Source organism: Cupriavidus sp. FW216-B1 (assembly GCF_058789195.1).
On the sequence record NZ_JBYTEL010000006.1, the window covers coordinates 117,906 to 133,149 of the forward strand.

General features: G+C 69.0%; 15 protein-coding genes and 1 pseudogene. 11 read left to right on the forward strand and 5 right to left on the reverse strand.

Annotated features, from left to right (window positions below; translation table 11 throughout):
- Nucleotides 1-4: 4 nt before the first annotated feature.
- Nucleotides 5-847: a DUF1653 domain-containing protein gene (locus AC3WXD_RS15005; protein WP_492324068.1), complete on the reverse strand. Its 843-nt coding sequence runs from the start codon at nucleotides 845-847 to the stop codon at nucleotides 5-7.
- A gap of 193 nt (nucleotides 848-1,040) precedes the next feature.
- Here AC3WXD_RS15005 and atpD point away from each other — a divergent pair, with 193 nt between their 5' ends.
- The 10 genes from atpD to AC3WXD_RS15055 all read left to right on the forward strand — a co-directional run bounded on the left by atpD (nucleotide 1,041) and on the right by AC3WXD_RS15055 (nucleotide 10,119).
- A complete protein-coding gene (atpD, locus tag AC3WXD_RS15010) occupies nucleotides 1,041-2,516 on the forward strand; it encodes a F0F1 ATP synthase subunit beta (protein ID WP_020200952.1) in 1,476 nt (491 codons plus the stop codon).
- The gene (locus tag AC3WXD_RS15015) at nucleotides 2,506-2,901 is read left to right on the forward strand and encodes a F0F1 ATP synthase subunit epsilon (protein ID WP_043365265.1); all 396 of its coding nucleotides are present in this window, start codon (nucleotides 2,506-2,508) and stop codon (nucleotides 2,899-2,901) included. The genes atpD and AC3WXD_RS15015 overlap by 11 nt, the downstream gene beginning before the upstream one ends.
- Nucleotides 2,898-3,314, forward strand: coding sequence for an AtpZ/AtpI family protein (locus AC3WXD_RS15020; protein ID WP_020200950.1), 417 nt, complete (start codon nucleotides 2,898-2,900; stop codon nucleotides 3,312-3,314). The genes AC3WXD_RS15015 and AC3WXD_RS15020 overlap by 4 nt, the downstream gene beginning before the upstream one ends.
- Nucleotides 3,301-3,666 carry an N-ATPase subunit AtpR gene (locus tag AC3WXD_RS15025; protein WP_492324069.1) on the forward strand — a complete coding sequence of 122 codons (366 nt, stop codon included), beginning with the start codon at nucleotides 3,301-3,303 and terminating at the stop codon, nucleotides 3,664-3,666. Before AC3WXD_RS15020 ends, AC3WXD_RS15025 begins: the two co-directional genes overlap by 14 nt.
- Nucleotides 3,650-4,354, forward strand: coding sequence for a F0F1 ATP synthase subunit A (locus tag AC3WXD_RS15030; protein WP_020200948.1), 705 nt, complete (start codon nucleotides 3,650-3,652; stop codon nucleotides 4,352-4,354). The genes AC3WXD_RS15025 and AC3WXD_RS15030 overlap by 17 nt, the downstream gene beginning before the upstream one ends.
- A 34-nt stretch (nucleotides 4,355-4,388) precedes the next feature.
- The gene (locus AC3WXD_RS15035) at nucleotides 4,389-4,670 is read left to right on the forward strand and encodes a F0F1 ATP synthase subunit C (protein ID WP_020200947.1); all 282 of its coding nucleotides are present in this window, start codon (nucleotides 4,389-4,391) and stop codon (nucleotides 4,668-4,670) included.
- 10 nt (nucleotides 4,671-4,680) lie between these two features.
- The gene (locus AC3WXD_RS15040; RefSeq protein WP_454731107.1) at nucleotides 4,681-5,508 is read left to right on the forward strand and encodes a F0F1 ATP synthase subunit B family protein; all 828 of its coding nucleotides are present in this window, start codon (nucleotides 4,681-4,683) and stop codon (nucleotides 5,506-5,508) included.
- Nucleotides 5,505-7,079, forward strand: a complete 1,575-nt coding sequence (locus AC3WXD_RS15045) for an alternate F1F0 ATPase, F1 subunit alpha (protein ID WP_020200945.1) — start codon at nucleotides 5,505-5,507, stop codon at nucleotides 7,077-7,079. The genes AC3WXD_RS15040 and AC3WXD_RS15045 overlap by 4 nt, the downstream gene beginning before the upstream one ends.
- Nucleotides 7,076-7,984: a F0F1 ATP synthase subunit gamma gene (locus tag AC3WXD_RS15050; RefSeq protein WP_020200944.1), complete on the forward strand. Its 909-nt coding sequence runs from the start codon at nucleotides 7,076-7,078 to the stop codon at nucleotides 7,982-7,984. Before AC3WXD_RS15045 ends, AC3WXD_RS15050 begins: the two co-directional genes overlap by 4 nt.
- Nucleotides 7,985-8,397: 413 nt before the next feature.
- The gene (locus tag AC3WXD_RS15055) at nucleotides 8,398-10,119 is read left to right on the forward strand and encodes a cation:proton antiporter domain-containing protein (protein ID WP_059410766.1); all 1,722 of its coding nucleotides are present in this window, start codon (nucleotides 8,398-8,400) and stop codon (nucleotides 10,117-10,119) included.
- Between the two features lie 114 nt (nucleotides 10,120-10,233).
- On the opposite strand, the gene AC3WXD_RS15060 is transcribed toward AC3WXD_RS15055, so the two are convergent.
- Nucleotides 10,234-11,637, reverse strand: coding sequence for an FAD-binding oxidoreductase (locus AC3WXD_RS15060; protein ID WP_492324070.1), 1,404 nt, complete (start codon nucleotides 11,635-11,637; stop codon nucleotides 10,234-10,236).
- Nucleotides 11,638-11,771: 134 nt separating this feature from the next.
- Between AC3WXD_RS15060 and AC3WXD_RS15065 the strand changes: the two genes are divergently transcribed.
- Nucleotides 11,772-12,698, forward strand: a complete 927-nt coding sequence (locus tag AC3WXD_RS15065; RefSeq protein ID WP_492324071.1) for a LysR substrate-binding domain-containing protein — start codon at nucleotides 11,772-11,774, stop codon at nucleotides 12,696-12,698.
- A gap of 24 nt (nucleotides 12,699-12,722) precedes the next feature.
- On the opposite strand, the gene AC3WXD_RS15070 is transcribed toward AC3WXD_RS15065, so the two are convergent.
- From AC3WXD_RS15070 to AC3WXD_RS15080, 3 genes and pseudogenes are all read right to left on the reverse strand, one after another.
- Nucleotides 12,723-14,075: an ATP-binding protein gene (locus AC3WXD_RS15070; RefSeq protein ID WP_492324072.1), complete on the reverse strand. Its 1,353-nt coding sequence runs from the start codon at nucleotides 14,073-14,075 to the stop codon at nucleotides 12,723-12,725.
- Entirely contained in the window at nucleotides 14,051-14,716 is a 666-nt protein-coding gene (locus AC3WXD_RS15075; RefSeq protein WP_492324073.1) for a response regulator transcription factor, read from the reverse strand. Before AC3WXD_RS15075 ends, AC3WXD_RS15070 begins: the two co-directional genes overlap by 25 nt.
- Nucleotides 14,717-14,762: 46 nt before the next feature.
- A pseudogene (locus tag AC3WXD_RS15080) lies at nucleotides 14,763-15,128 on the reverse strand (COG4705 family protein); the annotation flags it as partial.
- Nucleotides 15,129-15,244: the final 116 nt, after the last annotated feature.

Below are 15,244 nucleotides of genomic sequence, written 5' to 3' on the forward strand. Positions count from 1 at the left end.
CGCCTCAGGCCCCGGCCGCCATGCGCGCGATGTTGGCACGCGCCGGCGCCTCGCAATCGGCGAAGGCCGGCGTCAGGAACAGGCGCTCGCGCCGCGCCATCGCCTGCAGGAAGGCGACGCGGCGCGCCATGAAGTCCGCCCGCAGCGCCTCGCCGGACAAGCCCGAGCGGCTGGCCAGCAGCGCGCGGTTTTCCTCGAACACCGCCTCGGTGTAGGCGTCGAAATCCGCCGCCGGCACGGCCAGGCGCCACAGGTCGAGGTCCAGCACCGGTTCCGATTCGGGCACCGAGGCGCGATGCCCGCGGGTATCCATCACGATGCGCGCGGCCAGCGCCATGACCGCGGCATCCGCGCCGCCGGCCACGGTCTCGATCAGCGCCGCGGAGGCGGCCTCGTTGTGCTCGCACCCCGGCACGTAGACCGCGTCGTGGCACAGCACCGCCAGCGCCTGCGCGGGCGAGAGCGCGAGGCCGCGCGCCTGTGCCACGGCGAACATCTCCAGCACGTGGCGGCGGTCGTGGTAGCGGCGGTACGGCGCGTCGTAGCAGGCCAGCGCCTGCAGCACCGCGGCGCGCGGCAGGAAGTCCAGGCAGGCCAGCGCCGCCGGCCAGTCCGGCGCGAAGCGCGGCTGCGCGCCCTGCGGCGTCGCCACGGTCTCGGTGAACACAGCGAGCGGGCGCACCCACAGCTCGCTGCGGTCGCGCATCGACTGGTACACCACCACGCGCGACAGGTCGGACTCGAGCAGGCCGAGCCCGGTGATGGCGTAGGCGCCGCCCTTGTAGTGGCGGTAGGGCATGCCGGGCAGGAAGTCGCCGGTGGCGGGCGGGGTCGGAGGCAGGGTCATGATGCTTGCGGTCTGGGTCGGGGCTGCGCCATGATAGTGCATGGGCCGCGCGGCGCAACGCGCACTTGCCGCGCAGGCGGCCGCGCAGGCGGGGCGCGCTCCGAAAGTTGACATGCGTCAACTTCCCCCGATGACGGGAGCGCATGATTGTGCAGTGGCACAAATGCCCGTGGAGAACGGTGTGAGAGACAGTGTGGAACCGACATGGCAGGCGCCGGCGGGCACGGGCGACGGCACGGGCGGCGAGACCAGTCGCGGCGTGATCGCCGCGGTGCGCGGCAGCGTGGTCGACGTGCGCTTCGAGGCCGCGCTGCCGCCGATCCGCACGCTGCTGCGCGCCGGCGAGGACGGCCGCATCGCCATCGAGGTGCTGTCCCAGCTCGACGCGCGCCACGTGCGCTGCATCGCGCTGACCTCCACCCAGGGGCTGGCGCGCGGCATGGCGGTGCGCGACAGCGGCGCGCCGCTGCAGGCGCCGGTCGGCGCGAGCATCCTGTCGCGCATGTTCGACGTGTTCGGCCAGCCCATCGACCGCCTGCCGCCGCCGCAGGACGTGCGCTGGCGCTCAGTGCACCGCGCGCCGCCGCCGCTGGCGCGGCGCTCCACGCGCTCGGTCGTGTTCGAGACCGGCATCAAGGCCATCGACGTGCTGCTGCCGCTCGAGACCGGCGGCAAGGCCGGGCTGTTCGGCGGCGCCGGCGTGGGCAAGACCGTGCTGCTCACCGAGCTGATCCACAACATGGTCGGCCACCACCAGGGCGTGAGCATTTTCTGCGGCATCGGCGAGCGCTGCCGCGAAGGCGAGGAGCTCTACCACGACATGCGCGAGGCCGGCGTGCTGGCCGACATGGTGATGGTCTTCGGCCAGATGAACGAGCCGCCGGGCGCGCGCTTCCGCGTCGGCCACGCGGCGCTGACGATGGCCGAGTATTTCCGCGACGACGAGCATCGCGACGTGCTGCTGCTGATCGACAACATCTTCCGCTTCATCCAGGCCGGCTCGGAGGTCTCCGGGCTGATGGGCCAGATGCCGTCGCGCCTCGGCTACCAGCCGACGCTGGGCACGGAGCTGTCGGGGCTGGAGGAGCGCATCGCCAACACCGACACCGGCGCCATCACCTCGATCCAGGCGGTCTACGTGCCGGCCGACGACTTCACCGACCCGGCGGCCGTGCATACCTTCTCGCACCTGTCCGCCTCCATCGTGCTGTCGCGCAAGCGCGCCAGCGAAGGCCTCTACCCGGCCGTCGACCCGCTGCAGTCGAACTCCATGATGGCCACACCCGGCATCGTCGGCGCGCACCACTATCAACTGGCGCAGGACATCCGGCGCACGCTGGCGCAGTACGCCGAGCTCAAGGACATCATCGCCATGCTCGGGCTCGAGCAGCTCTCCGCGTCCGACCGCAACGTGGTGGCGCGCGCGCGCCGCCTGGAACGCTTCCTGACGCAGCCGTTCTTCACCACCGAGCAGTTCACCGGCATCCCGGGCAAGACCGTCAGCCTGGCGGACGCGCTCGACGGCTGCGAGCGCATCCTGCGCGACGAATTCAAGGACTACCCGGAGAGCGCGCTCTACATGATCGGGCCGATCTCCGAGGCCAGAAGCAAGCCCGCCACCCCCCAACCCGCCGAGGTGCCGGATGCCGCCGGACAGCATGCAGCTTGAAGTGCTGCTGCCCTTCCGCGTGTTCCTGCGCAAGCCCGGGGTGTCGCGCATCGTCGCGGAAACCGCCGAAGGCTCGTTCGGCATGCTGCCGCACCGCCTCGACTGCGTGGCCGCGCTCGCGCCCGGCATCCTGGTGTTCGAGACGCCGGACGAAGGCGAGGTGTTCATCGCCATCGACCAGGGCGTGCTGGTGAAGACCGGACTCGAGGTGCGCGTGTCGGTGCGCCAGGCGATGGCCGGCACCGACCTCGCGCAGCTGCGCCGCACGGTGGAACGCGAGTTCCTCGCGCTCGACGAGCAGGCGCTGAGCCTGCGCACGGTCATGGCCAAGCTGGAGACGGGCTTCCTGTCCCGCATCGCCAGGCTGCGCGGGACGGCGCCATGACGGCGCCGCCGGGACCGCGGCCGGGGCACAGGGCGGAGCCGAAAGAAACGGAGCCGAAAGCGGGACCGGAAGCGGGACCGCAGGCGCCGCCGCCGGAGCCCGCGCCCACGCTGGCCGGCAAGGTCGGCGCCAAGGCGCGGCGCAAGCTGTGGGCGCGGCGCCAGCGCGTGCCCGGGGTCTGGTCCGGGCTCGGCATGATGGGGCTGGTCGGCTGGTCGGTGGTGGTGCCGACGCTGCTCGGCGCGGCGCTGGGCATCTGGCTGGACGAGCATTATCCGGGCCGGCACTCGTGGGTGCTGGCGCTGCTGGTGGCCGGGCTGGTGCTCGGCTGTTTCAATGCATGGCGCTGGGTCGCACGGGAAGACGCGGCCATGCGGCAAGACAAGGAAGGTCAGGACGATGCAGATGCATGACATGGCGGCGTTGCTGCTCGCGGGGCTGGCCGGCGGCGCGCTCGGCGCCTTCTTCTTCGGCGGGCTGTGGTGGACGGTGCGGCAAACCCTCTCGCCGGGCCTGTCGCCGGGCCGCGCGGCGCTGTGGCAACTGGGCAGCCTGCTGCTGCGCACGGGCGTCACGCTGCTGGGCTTCTACTGGATCGGCGCGGGACAATGGGAACGCATGGCGGCGTGCCTGGCGGGCTTCACCGCGGCGCGCTTCGTCGTGATGCGCATGACGCGCACGGAACCGGCGGAGCAGACCGCGCAACAGGCGGCCGGCCGCCACGCGCCGGCCCGCGGGGAGGGCAGCCATGCGCCTCAGCCCTGACCAGTGGATCTTCTGGCAGCACGGCTTCGTCAAGCTCAATGCCACCATCGTGTTCACGTGGGCGCTGATGCTGCTGCTGTGGCTGGGCTCGTGGCTGGTCACGCGGCGGCTCTCGCCGGACCACCGCCGCTCGCGCTGGCAGAACCTGCTGGAGATCGTCATCACCGGCATCGAGCAGCAGATCGCGGACGTGGGCCTGCGCCAGCCGCGCCGCTACCTCGGCTTCCTCGGCACGCTGTTCCTGTTCGTCGCGGCGGCGAGCCTGTGCACCATCGTGCCCGGCTACGATCCGCCCACCGGCTCGCTCTCGACCACGCTGGCGCTGGCGCTGTGCGTGTTCGTGGCGGTGCCGCTGTACGGCATCCGCGACCAGGGGCTGCGCGGCTACCTGCGCTCGTACCTGGAGCCGACCGTGATGATGCTGCCGTTCAACATCATCAGCGAGCTGTCGCGCACGCTGGCGCTGGCGGTGCGCCTGTTCGGCAACATGATGAGCGGGGCGATGATCATCGCCATCCTGCTAACCATCACGCCGTTCCTCTTTCCCATCGTCATGACCGCGCTCGGCCTGCTCACCGGCATGGTGCAGGCCTACATCTTCAGCATCCTGGCGGCGGTCTATCTCGCGGCCGCCACCCACACCGGCGAGACGGAGCCGGCACCGGCCCCGTCGCCCGAACCCAACTGAATCCAACCGAACCCCCAAACCAAGGAAACAGCTCATGGACAGCCTGACCATCATCGCGGTAGCGTCGATCGCCATCGCCGGCCTGTGCACCGGCTTCGGCTGCATGGGACCCGCGCTCGCCGAAGGCCGCGCGGTCGCCACCGCCCTCACCTCGCTGGCGCAGCAGCCCGACGCCTCCGCCACCATCACGCGCACGCTCTTCGTCGGCCTGGCGATGATCGAGTCGACCGCGATCTACTGCTTCGTCGTCTCGATGATCCTGATCTTCGCCAATCCGTTCTGGAACGCCGCCATTGCCCGCGCCGCGCTCAGGTGAGAGGTGAGTCATGTTGATCGACTGGTTCACCGTCGGTGCGCAGGCACTCAACTTCGTCGTGCTGGTCTGGCTGCTCAAGCGCTTTCTCTACCAGCCCGTGCTCGACGCCATCGATGCCCGCGAGAGCCGCATCGCCGCGCAGATCGCCGATGCCGAGGCGAAGGATGCCGCCGCGCGCCAGCAGGGCGACGCCTTCCGGCGGAAAAACGAAGCCTTCGACCGTGAGCGCGCGGCGCTGGTGGCGCAGGCCACCGCCGAGGCCGACGCCCTGCGCCGGCAGCTCATGGACGCGGCCCGGCAGGCCGCCGACGATCTCGGCGCCAAGCGCCAGGACGCGCTGCGTAACGAGGCCGGGCAACTGACGCGCTCGCTCGGCGAGCTGGCGCGGCGCGAGGTGTTCGCCATCGCGCGCCGCGCGCTGGAAGACCTGGCCTCGGCCAGCCTCGAGGAGCGCGTGGCGGCGGTCTTCGTGCGGCGCCTGCGCGCGCTCGACGAGCCGGCCCGGCGCGGCCTCGCCGCCGCGCTCGGGACGGCGCCGGCGCGCATCGCGGTGCGCAGCGCGTTCGACCTGCCGCAGGCGCAGCGCGCCGCCATCCGGGCCGCGCTCGACGAATGCCTGGGCGGCGGCATTGCACCGGCCTTCGAGACCGCCCCGGAACTGGTGGGCGGCATCGAGCTGGTCGGCGGCGGCCAGAAGCTGGCGTGGAACGTCGACCATTACCTCGACGCGCTGGAACACGCCGCCGGCGAGCTGCTGGACGTGGACCGCGCAGCGGCAAAGGACACCCCGGCCACCCCGGCAGCCCCCGCCCCGCAAGCCGCGGCGGGCCAGCCATGAGCGCCGCCCTGCCCGCTCCGCGGGCCGCCATCGAGCACGCGTTCTCGGCCATGCGCGAGGCGCGCGAGCGCTTCGCGCCGCCGCTGGACACGCAGGAAATCGGCACCGTCGTCAGCGTGGCGACCGGCGTCGCGCACGTCTCGGGCCTGCCCGGCGTCGGCTTCGACGAACTGGTGCGCTTCCCCGGCGACGTGTACGGCATCGCGTTCAACATCGACGAGGACGAAGTCGGCGTGGTGCTGCTCGACGACTACTGGCGGCTCGGCGCCGGCGACCAGGTCGAGCGCACCGGCCGCGTGATGGACGTGGCGGTCGGCGAGGCCCTGCTCGGGCGCGTGATCGACCCGCTCGGCCGGCCCCTCGACGGCCTCGGCCCGGTGGCGGCGCACGCGCGGCTGCCGATCGAGCGCGCCGCCGCGCCGATCCTCGAGCGCGCCCCCGTCACGGTGCCGCTGCAGACCGGCGTCAAGGTCATCGACGCGCTGATCCCGGTCGGGCGCGGACAGCGCGAGCTGATCCTCGGCGACCGCCAGACCGGCAAGACCGCCATCGCCATCGACACCATCCTCAACCAGCGCGGGCGCGACGTGCTGTGCGTCTACTGCGCCATCGGCCAGCGCGCCTCCGCCGTGGCCAAGGCCGTGGCCACGCTGCGCGCCAACGGCGCGCTCGACTACACCGTGGTGGTCGTCACCGAAGGCGACCAACCGCCCGGGCTGGCCTACATCGCGCCCTACGCCGCCACCAGCATCGCCGAGCATTTCATGGAAGCCGGGCGCGACGTGCTGGTCGTCTACGACGACCTCACCCAGCACGCCCGCGCCTACCGCGAGCTGTCGCTGCTGCTGCGCCGGCCGCCGGGCCGCGAGGCGTTCCCCGGCGACATCTTCTACATCCACTCGCGGCTGCTCGAGCGCGCCACCCATCTCGGCGCCGCGCGCGGCGGCGGCTCGCTCACCGCGCTGCCGATCATCGAGACCGAAGCGCAGGACATGTCGGCCTACATCCCGACCAACCTGATCTCGATCACCGACGGCCAGATCTACCTCTCGCCCACGCTGTTCGAGCTCGGCGTGCTGCCGGCGGTGGACGTCGGCAAGTCGGTGTCGCGCGTCGGCGGCAAGGCGCAGCACGGCAGCTTCCGCGCCGTGGCCGGCGACCTCAAGCTGGCCTACGCGCAGTTCGAGGAACTCGAGACGTTCTCCCGCTTCGGCGCCCGCCTCGACGACGACAGCCGCCAGGCCATCGCGCACGGCCAGCATATCCGCGCCTGCCTCATGCAGGCCGAGTCCGAGCCGGTTCCGGTGCCCGCCCAGGTCGCCATCCTCAGCGCGCTCAGCGCGGGCCTGTTCGACACCGTGCCGCTGGAGCGCATGGAAGCAGCCCAGCGCGCCGTGTGCGCGGCGGCAGCCGCCATCCCGGACGCCCTCGCCGCCCGCCTCGAGGCGCCAGGCAAGCCGGGCAAGGAAGACACGCAGGCGGTCGTCGCCATCGCGCGCGCGGCGCTGGCGCCGTTCCAGCCCGCGGCGGGCAGCGCCGCGCCGCCCGCCAGCCCCGGCACGACGCCATGAGCGACACCACCGCCACGCTGCGCCACCAGATCGACAGCGCCACCGAACTGCAAGGCGTGGTGCGCACCATGCGCGCGCTGGCGGCATCGAGCATCAGCCAGTACGAGCAGTCCGTGCTCGCGCTGGCCGACTACCGGCGCGCGGTCACGCTGAGCCTGGGCGCGTGCCTGCGCCCGCTCGGCGCCGCGGTCTCCACGCTCCGGGAAGAAAAGGCCACCGCGGCGGACAGCCTCGGCGCCATCGTGTTCGGCTCCGACCAGGGGCTGGTGGGCCAGTTCAACGAGATCATCGCCGATTACGCGGTCGCGGCACTGCGGGCCCTGCCCGGCAAGCGCACGGTATGGGCCGTCGGCGAGCGCGTGCGCGCGCGCCTCGAGGACGCCGGCGTGGCGGTGGCCGGCGCCTATGCGGTGCCCGGCTCGGTCGAGGCCATCGCCCGGCTGGTCGACCGCCTCCAGCTCGACACCGAAACGCAGCGGAGCCAGCCGGAACAGGCCCGCATCCACGTGTTCTACAACCAGCCCCAGCCCGGCGCGCAGTTCCGGCCGGTGGCGCAGCGCCTGCTGCCGCTCGACGCGCAATGGCTGGCCGCCCTGCTCGCGCAGCGCTGGCCCACGCGCAACCCGCCGCAGGTGATCGGCGACGGCACCGCGACGCTGCGCGCGCTGATCCGCGAGCATCTCTTTATCTCGCTGTTCAGCGCGTGCGCCGAATCGCTCGCCAGCGAGAACGCCAGCCGCCTGGCGGCGATGGAGCGCGCCGACAAGAACATCGACGAACTGCTGGACAGCCTGCGCAGCCGCTTCCACAGCGAACGGCAAAGTGCGATCGACGAGGAACTGTTCGACGTGACGGCGGGATATGAGGCGCTGTCGCAGGCGGGGACCGCCGACGGCGGGCTGTGAGTCGCGGCGGCTGCGCGTCGCGGCGCGAAGGCGGCCGCGGCCGGCCCGATCTCCGGCACCTGCCGGGACACCACTGGCACCCAGCTGCGCGACGTGCCCGGCACCACGCGCCCCGCCCGCAGGCTGTCTGTACGCCAGTGGCCGCCGAGACCACGACGACTTACCTTACCGCCGATGCACGAATGGACGTGTCCCGCGTGCGGGACGACTCGCCACCGTGATGCAAACGCGGCTTTGGCCCCGAGACATGACGCCGTGAGTGCCAGGGCACCGACCTCGGCGAAACGGAAAGTCGGCAGCCGATACGATATCCTTGTACGGCGTGGTCGAGATCGTCATATCTGAGCTGCAGGCCACACCTGCCGCTGCAGCGGCTGCGAGGATCCGATTCGTCCAACTTTCGCGGCCCCGGAATGGAAGACAGCATCCCCCTGATCACCACGCTCGCCGCTGGCTTCAGCATCGCCCTGATCCTCGGGTTCCTTGCCGAGCGCATCAAGGTGCCGGCGCTGGTCGGCTATCTGGTGGCCGGTATCATCATCGGCCCCAGCACGCCCGGTTTCGTGGCCGATGCGCATCTGGCCTCCCAGCTCTCCGAGATAGGCGTCATGCTGCTGATGTTCGGTGTCGGCCTGCACTTCTCGGTCAACGACCTCCTGGCGGTCAAACGCATCGCCGTGCCTGGTGCCGTGGTGCAGATGGCATTGGCTACGGTGCTGGGCATGCTGGTGGCGCGGTGGTGGGGATGGAGCTGGGGCAGCAGTCTGATCTTCGGCCTGGCCCTGTCGTGCGCCAGTACCGTGGTGTTGCTCAAGGCCCTGGAAGCCCGTGGCGTGCTCGAAAGCATGAACGGCCGCATCGCGGTCGGCTGGCTGGTGGTCGAGGACCTGGCCACCGTGCTGGTGCTGGTCTTGCTGCCGCCGCTGGCCGGCGTCCTGGGCGGCACGGCGGGAGTGCCGGCAGCCGAATCGCAACCCTTGTGGATGACCATTGGGCAAACCCTGTTGCAGGTGTCGGCCTTCATTGCCCTGATGCTCATCGCCGGCCGCCGGGTGCTGCCCTGGCTGTTGTGGCAGATCTCGAAGACTGGCTCACGTGAATTGTTCACCCTGTCGACGATCACCGCGGCCATTGGCATCGCCTACGGTGCCGCCCAGCTGTTCAGCGTCTCATTCGCTCTGGGCGCGTTCTTCGCCGGGATGGTCATGCGGGAATCCGAGTTCAGCCACCGGGCGGCTCAGGAATCCCTGCCGTTGCGCGACGCTTTTTCCGTGCTCTTCTTTGTGTCGGTGGGCATGCTGTTCGAGCCGGCTATCGTGATGGCACAGCCGGTGCACGTGCTCGGCGTGGTGGCCATCATCATCGTCGGCAAGTCCATTGGGGCACTGGCCCTCGTACTGGCTTTCCGCTACCCGCTCAACACCGCGCTGACGGTCTCCGCCAGCCTGGCGCAGATCGGCGAATTCTCGTTCATCCTGGCCGGGCTGGGGCTTTCCCTCGGCCTGCTGCCGGCCGAAGGCATGAGCCTGGTGCTGGCCGGCGCGCTCATTTCCATTGCCCTGAACCCCATGCTTTTCGCGGCCATCGAGCCGTTGCGCCGCTGGGTGCTCCGACGCTCGGAACTGGCTCGCCGCCTGGAGCGGCGAGGCGACCCCTACGCCGAACTGCCGGTGAACACCGAGCGCAAGTATCTGGAGGGGCAAGTCGTGCTGGTAGGGTATGGCCGGGTGGGCAAACGGATCGCCAGTGCACTGGATGAGCGCGGCATCCCCTATGTGGTGGCGGAACAGAACCGGGAACTGGTCGAGGATTTGCGCAAGAAGGGCATGGTGGCCGTGTCGGGCAACGCCACCGACCCCTCGGTACTGATTCAGGCCCACGTCGCCGACGCGGCCATGCTCGTGGTGGCGATGCCCGATTCGCTCAATGTCCGCCAGATAGCCGACACGGCGCGCGCACTCAATCCGAGAATCGAGATCGTCATGCGCACGCACAACGAGGACGAGTCACTGATGTTGCGCAAGGAAGGGATCGGAACGGTCTTCTTCGGCGAGGAGGAACTGGCCAAGAGCATGACTTGCCACGTACTCCAACGCTTCGCGCCGCGGTCGAATCATTCGGCTGCCTGGCATTGAGACGATCAAGACGGCACGAACGGCAATTGCCCCCTCTTTTGCGGCCCGCCATTGGCCGGACGCTACGTGGCAGGCGACGGCGCGCCAGCGTGGCCACCGCCGCCGGAGATTCTCTCAGGCCACCGGCCCGGGCCGAACATTCTGGTTCAGACGAAAGAAGTTGGCCGGGTCGTATTTGTTCTTGATCTCGACGAGCCTTTGGTAGTTCTCCCCATAGGCGGCCCGTACCCTGTCCTCTCCTTCCTCGCCCAGATTATTCGCATAGACCCCGCCCGTCGAGAACGGCCGGATGGCGTCCCACGTTTCACGCGCCCACCGTACATTCGCTTCATCGTCTGCCGGATCGTCCCAGATCGAGATGGGGAAGCAGTCATAAAGCGCATCGCGGTTTACATAGGGTGTCTCCGTCCTCGGGACCCGGGCAATCGCGCCGCCGACGTGCTGCAAGACCAGCAGTGGCATGCCGCCACGCGCGTTCGCATAGGCATCGAGCAGCGTATCGATGGCCGCATCCGCGAGCTCGCGCAGGAACTGCGCCTTCCAGTAGCAGCGGCGCCCGCGGGGAAAGATGGCGTCGCCGGCACGCTGGATCTGCAGGTAAGGGATCGCCTCAAACCGGCACGCGGCCGGGACGCCATGGTCCCTGAGCGGCGCGAGCACTCGCTCGCCTTCCGTGACCGGTCCGGCATAGCATGCCGAGAGGCTCAGGAAGCGCTCGCCGGACGGCGTGGTCACGAGGGCGGCGTCGACGCTGAGTTCGTCCGGCGCCTGGCTCGCAAACGCATGGTAGAAGCGCAAGGCGTCCCGCGCGTGGTCGTAGCGATGCAGCACGGATCCGGTCAGAAGGATCGGCCCGACAGGATGAAGCCGGTACTCGAACGCCGTCACAATGCCGAAGTTCCCGCCGCCGCCGCGAAGGCCCCATAGCAGGTCCGCGTTCTCGGTGGCACTGGCTCTCAGCATGCGGCCATCGGCCAGCACGATCTCGGCCGCGATCAGGTTATCGCATGCCAGGCCATGTTTGCGGCCTAGCCTGCCGAAGCCGCCGCCAAGCGTCAGCCCGGCGATGCCCGTATCGCTGTTGACCCCCATCGTCGTCGCCAGCCCGTGCGACTGGGTCGCGCTGTCGAATTCGCCCAGGCTCAGGCCCGCGCCCGCACGCGCAATGCGGTGCACCGGATCGATCTCGATCCGTTTCAGGCGCGCCAGATCGATCACGATGCCGTCGTCGCAGACGGACAAGCCGGCGACGTTATGGCCTCCGCTGCGCACGGCCACCAGATAGCCGCCTGCCCGGGCGAACGTCACGGCACGGCTGACATCGTCGGCATCGGCGCAATGGACGATCATCGCCGGCCGCTTGTCGATAGCGCCGTTCCAGACCTGGCGCGCCTTGTCATATCCGTCTTCTCCGCGCAGGATCGCTTCGCCGTTCAGGCTCTGGCGGAACCGTTCCATGCTCAGGCCGGCATGCTCCGGCCTGCTTCCGGCACTCCCGGAGATGAGATGCGTATCCATGCAGCCCCCTTTCCATGTCCGGCACAGCGGCCTGTGCGCCGCGGTTTCCAGTGACATGCTTGACGCAAGCGGGAAACGAAGCAAGCTCGAAGAACTCATCTGGCAGATAAGCTCCACTCATCTACACTCAGTTCATGCGCAAACTGCCACCGCTACGTTCGCTGCGCGCTTTCGAGGCCGCGGCCCGGCACAGGAGCTTCAAGGCCGCCGCCGCGGAACTCGGTGTGACGCCGACTGCCATTAGCCATCAAATCCGGTTGCTGGAGGAGACCTGCGGCCAGACGCTGTTCCAGCGGCGCCCCCGCCCGCTGGCCCTGACTGGCGCGGGCGCGCAGCTGTTCCCGGCGCTGCGCAACGGCTTCGATGCCCTGGCGAGCGCCGTGGCATCGATCGCGGCGGCCGACCACCAGCTCCCGCTGCGCGTGACGAGCTCGAACGCGTTCGCGAGCCGATGGCTGGTTCCCCGACTACCCGAGTGGCGTGCCTTGCACCCCGGGATCGCGCTGGAAATCATCGGCACCGATGCTGTCCTGGACTTGCGGGCGGGCGAGTCCGATATCGCGATCCGCTACGCGCGAACCTCGCCGTCCGATCATGTCGCGCAGGAGATCTGCCGGGACGCCTTCTTCCCCATCTGCCGGCCGGAACTGCTCGCCACGGATGGCCGGCCCGTTCAGTGCGCCGCAGATCTGCTGCGCTTTCCGCTGATCCATTTCGACTGGATGAACCGGGATCCGCACGCCCCCACGTGGCACAAATGGCTGGCTACCGCCGGCATGATCGACCCGATGATGACGCAGCTCACCGTCAAGTGCGGCCTGAGCTTCCGCGAGGAACTGCATGCGATCGACGCAGTGGTTGCCGGACAGGGAATCGCAATATGCAGTGATGTCGTGATCGGCGATGAACTGCGCGCGGGGACCTTGGTCAAGGCGCATCCTCTTTCCTTGCCGGGCTATGGGTTCTACCTGGTGACGACCGCGCATCATCCGAGGCAGGCGTCCATCGACGCCTTCGCGGGCTGGATCCGGTCGACGGCGTTGAAGACCGAGTCGATGTAACGCCGATCCGCATTGCCGAAATCGTCATTTGACTGGAACGATAACGGTAACGCTCAAACCGGTTTGCCGTGCTTTGTCAGCGAAGTCGAGGCGAATTTCCGCGCCGATGCGATTGGTGATCGCCTGGACGATGGACAGCCCAAGTCCGGAACCGATCTGCTCGCTGCCCAGCGTACGGTAGAAGGGATCGAAAACCCGGTCCCGTTCAGCCAGGGGAATACCGGGTCCGTTGTCCTGGATATGCAAGTCGGCCTTCCCGTTCGACACCCCCAGGGAAAGGTCAACTCGCCCGCCCTCTGGCGTGTAGCGGATGGCGTTGTCGACCAGGTTCCTGACCACGGCGATCATGTCCAGTTCGCTCACCCATACTTCGGCGTCCTGCATGCCTTCCACACCGATGTCGATGTGCTTGGCCTCGGCCAGCGGCATGAGGTCCTCCAACACGCGGCGGTAGATACCCTGGACGGATACTGGCGACTTCGGCGTGTCAGTGGCGGACTGCGCCCTGGCCAGGGTCAGGAGCTGATCCAGCAGGCCCCGGCCGCGCTCGATCCCCTGGCGTAGCACCGACAGCCGTTCGCGTGCTCGCTCCGACATCTCCGTGTCCGCCAATCGCTCTGCCTGCAGCGACAAGGCGGTCAGCGGGGAGCGCAGCTCGTGCGCGGCATCGGCCACGAAGCGGCGCTGAGACGCCATGGACTGGCCGACACGGGCAAGCAGGCGATTGATCGCCACGGCAAACGGGCGCACCTCGACTGGAAGGTGGCGGTCTTCGACGGGGTGCAGCTCCCGCTCGGCGCGCTGGTCGATTTCCCTGGAGAGCGTGGCAATGGGCCGGAACATCTTGCGCACCAGATCGGCGACGATCAGCAGCAGAACTGGAACGAGAATCAGGAAAGGCATCACGGTGCGCAGCGCGCCATCGCGGGCGATTTCATTGCGGAAGCCCGCTTCCTGGGCCACGGCGATGCGTTCGTTGGCGGCCGTGGTCTTGACCAGCACGCGGAATGTCTCGCCGCCGACCTCCAGCGTATGCAATCCATCGGACAGCGTAGCCGGCAGCGGGAGTGTTCCTCCAGCATCCACGCCGGCCGGAGAGGGCCTGGCCTCGCCCAGGCGCTGGACGATCACGCGCGATTCTTCATCCGCATCGTTAGGGCGGGCGTCGGCAATCAAAGTGGCCGGTGACAGGCGCTGCCGATCCATGAGCTGCGCCACCTGGCGCAGAACGTCATCCTGCAGCTCGTGCGCTTCGTCGAAGGCGGACAGGAACGAGAAGACGCCGGCCACCATGGCCACGACAAGGATGGCCAGCGACAGGATGAAGGACAGCTTCAGTTGAATCGATTCGTTCAGGCGCCTTTCGAGACCATCCATCCGACCCCCCTGACGTTCTTGATGACCTCGCCGCCGAGCTTGCGCCGCAGCGCGTGGATCAGATATTCGACCGCATTGCTTTCGACCTCTTCCCCCCAGCCGTAGATCCGGTCCTCCAGTTCGCTGCGCGAGAGGATCGCTCCCGGCCGAACCAGCAGGGCCTGCAGCAGCGAGAACTCGCGGTTGGACAATTGCTGCGGGGAACCGCCGTTGACGCTGGCTTCCCTGGTGGCCGGATCGAGGGACACCACGCCGTTGCCGAGAACGGGCGCCGCCGTGCCGCCTTTGCGCCGCAGGACGGCGCGCATCCGCGCCAGCAGCTCCGCCATCTGGAAAGGCTTGGAGACGTAGTCGTCGGCCCCGCCGTCCAGGCCGCGCAGGCGATCATCCAGGCCATCGCGTGCCGTGATGATGAGCAGGGAAATCGGGTTGTCCCTGGCTCGGATGCTGGCCAGCACCGCCAGCCCGTCCTTGCCGGGCAGGCCCAGATCGAGCAGCACCAGGTCGTAGTGCTGGCTCCCCAGTGTCGCGAGCGCCGTCTGTCCGTCTTTGACCCAGTCAGCCGCATAGGACGCATCCTTCAATGCGCCCTGAATCGCTTCGCCGATCATGGGGTCGTCTTCGACCAGCAATACCCGCATCCCCCCTCCTTTCAAGCGATGTGCAATGCGCCGCCCTGGCCGCCCGCTGCCTGAACAGCAGAATTGCCGTCAGCATGAAGGCCAGCAGGGCGGCCGACGCCGAATGTACCCGATTCCCAGCGAACGATCCGCAAATCGGCCAGGGTCGTGCCGACCCTGGCGGTGGCGATGATGGTGCGCCAGTAGAGGAAGGGATGGAAGCCCTTGGCCCTGGCCTGCGCGATCACGGCGGCCAGGAAGATCGCCGCGAAGATGCCCGTGCCGACCAGGTGCCCAGGTTCATGGACATCGAAACGGCATCGCCGCCGGTTTCGCCGAGCGTGGTGGCGGCAATCTTGATAAGCCAGAAGCCCAGCGTGACTTCGGGGACTTTGGCCAGGGCGTGTTCAGTGCATGCATGGGGCGCGCTCACGGGTCAGGCTTTGCCTTCGAGCGTGTCGAAGGTTTTCATTCGGGGACTTTGGCCAGGGCGTGTTCAGTGCATGCATGGGGCGCGCTCACGGGTCAGGCTTTGCCTTCGAGCGTGTC

Coding starts and splice junctions, on each gene's coding strand:
- AC3WXD_RS15065 (WP_492324071.1), top strand. CDS start 11,772: ATGCGCAAACTGCCACCGCTACGTTCGCTGCGCGCTTTCGAGGCCGCG.
- AC3WXD_RS15025 (WP_492324069.1), top strand. CDS start 3,301: ATGCAGATGCATGACATGGCGGCGTTGCTGCTCGCGGGGCTGGCCGGC.
- AC3WXD_RS15040 (WP_454731107.1), top strand. CDS start 4,681: ATGTTGATCGACTGGTTCACCGTCGGTGCGCAGGCACTCAACTTCGTC.
- AC3WXD_RS15020 (WP_020200950.1), top strand. CDS start 2,898: ATGACGGCGCCGCCGGGACCGCGGCCGGGGCACAGGGCGGAGCCGAAA.
- AC3WXD_RS15030 (WP_020200948.1), top strand. CDS start 3,650: ATGCGCCTCAGCCCTGACCAGTGGATCTTCTGGCAGCACGGCTTCGTC.
- AC3WXD_RS15035 (WP_020200947.1), top strand. CDS start 4,389: ATGGACAGCCTGACCATCATCGCGGTAGCGTCGATCGCCATCGCCGGC.
- AC3WXD_RS15015 (WP_043365265.1), top strand. CDS start 2,506: ATGCAGCTTGAAGTGCTGCTGCCCTTCCGCGTGTTCCTGCGCAAGCCC.
- AC3WXD_RS15045 (WP_020200945.1), top strand. CDS start 5,505: ATGAGCGCCGCCCTGCCCGCTCCGCGGGCCGCCATCGAGCACGCGTTC.
- AC3WXD_RS15050 (WP_020200944.1), top strand. CDS start 7,076: ATGAGCGACACCACCGCCACGCTGCGCCACCAGATCGACAGCGCCACC.
- AC3WXD_RS15070 (WP_492324072.1), bottom strand. CDS start 14,075: ATGGATGGTCTCGAAAGGCGCCTGAACGAATCGATTCAACTGAAGCTG.
- AC3WXD_RS15055 (WP_059410766.1), top strand. CDS start 8,398: ATGGAAGACAGCATCCCCCTGATCACCACGCTCGCCGCTGGCTTCAGC.
- AC3WXD_RS15075 (WP_492324073.1), bottom strand. CDS start 14,716: ATGCGGGTATTGCTGGTCGAAGACGACCCCATGATCGGCGAAGCGATT.
- AC3WXD_RS15060 (WP_492324070.1), bottom strand. CDS start 11,637: ATGGATACGCATCTCATCTCCGGGAGTGCCGGAAGCAGGCCGGAGCAT.
- AC3WXD_RS15005 (WP_492324068.1), bottom strand. CDS start 847: ATGACCCTGCCTCCGACCCCGCCCGCCACCGGCGACTTCCTGCCCGGC.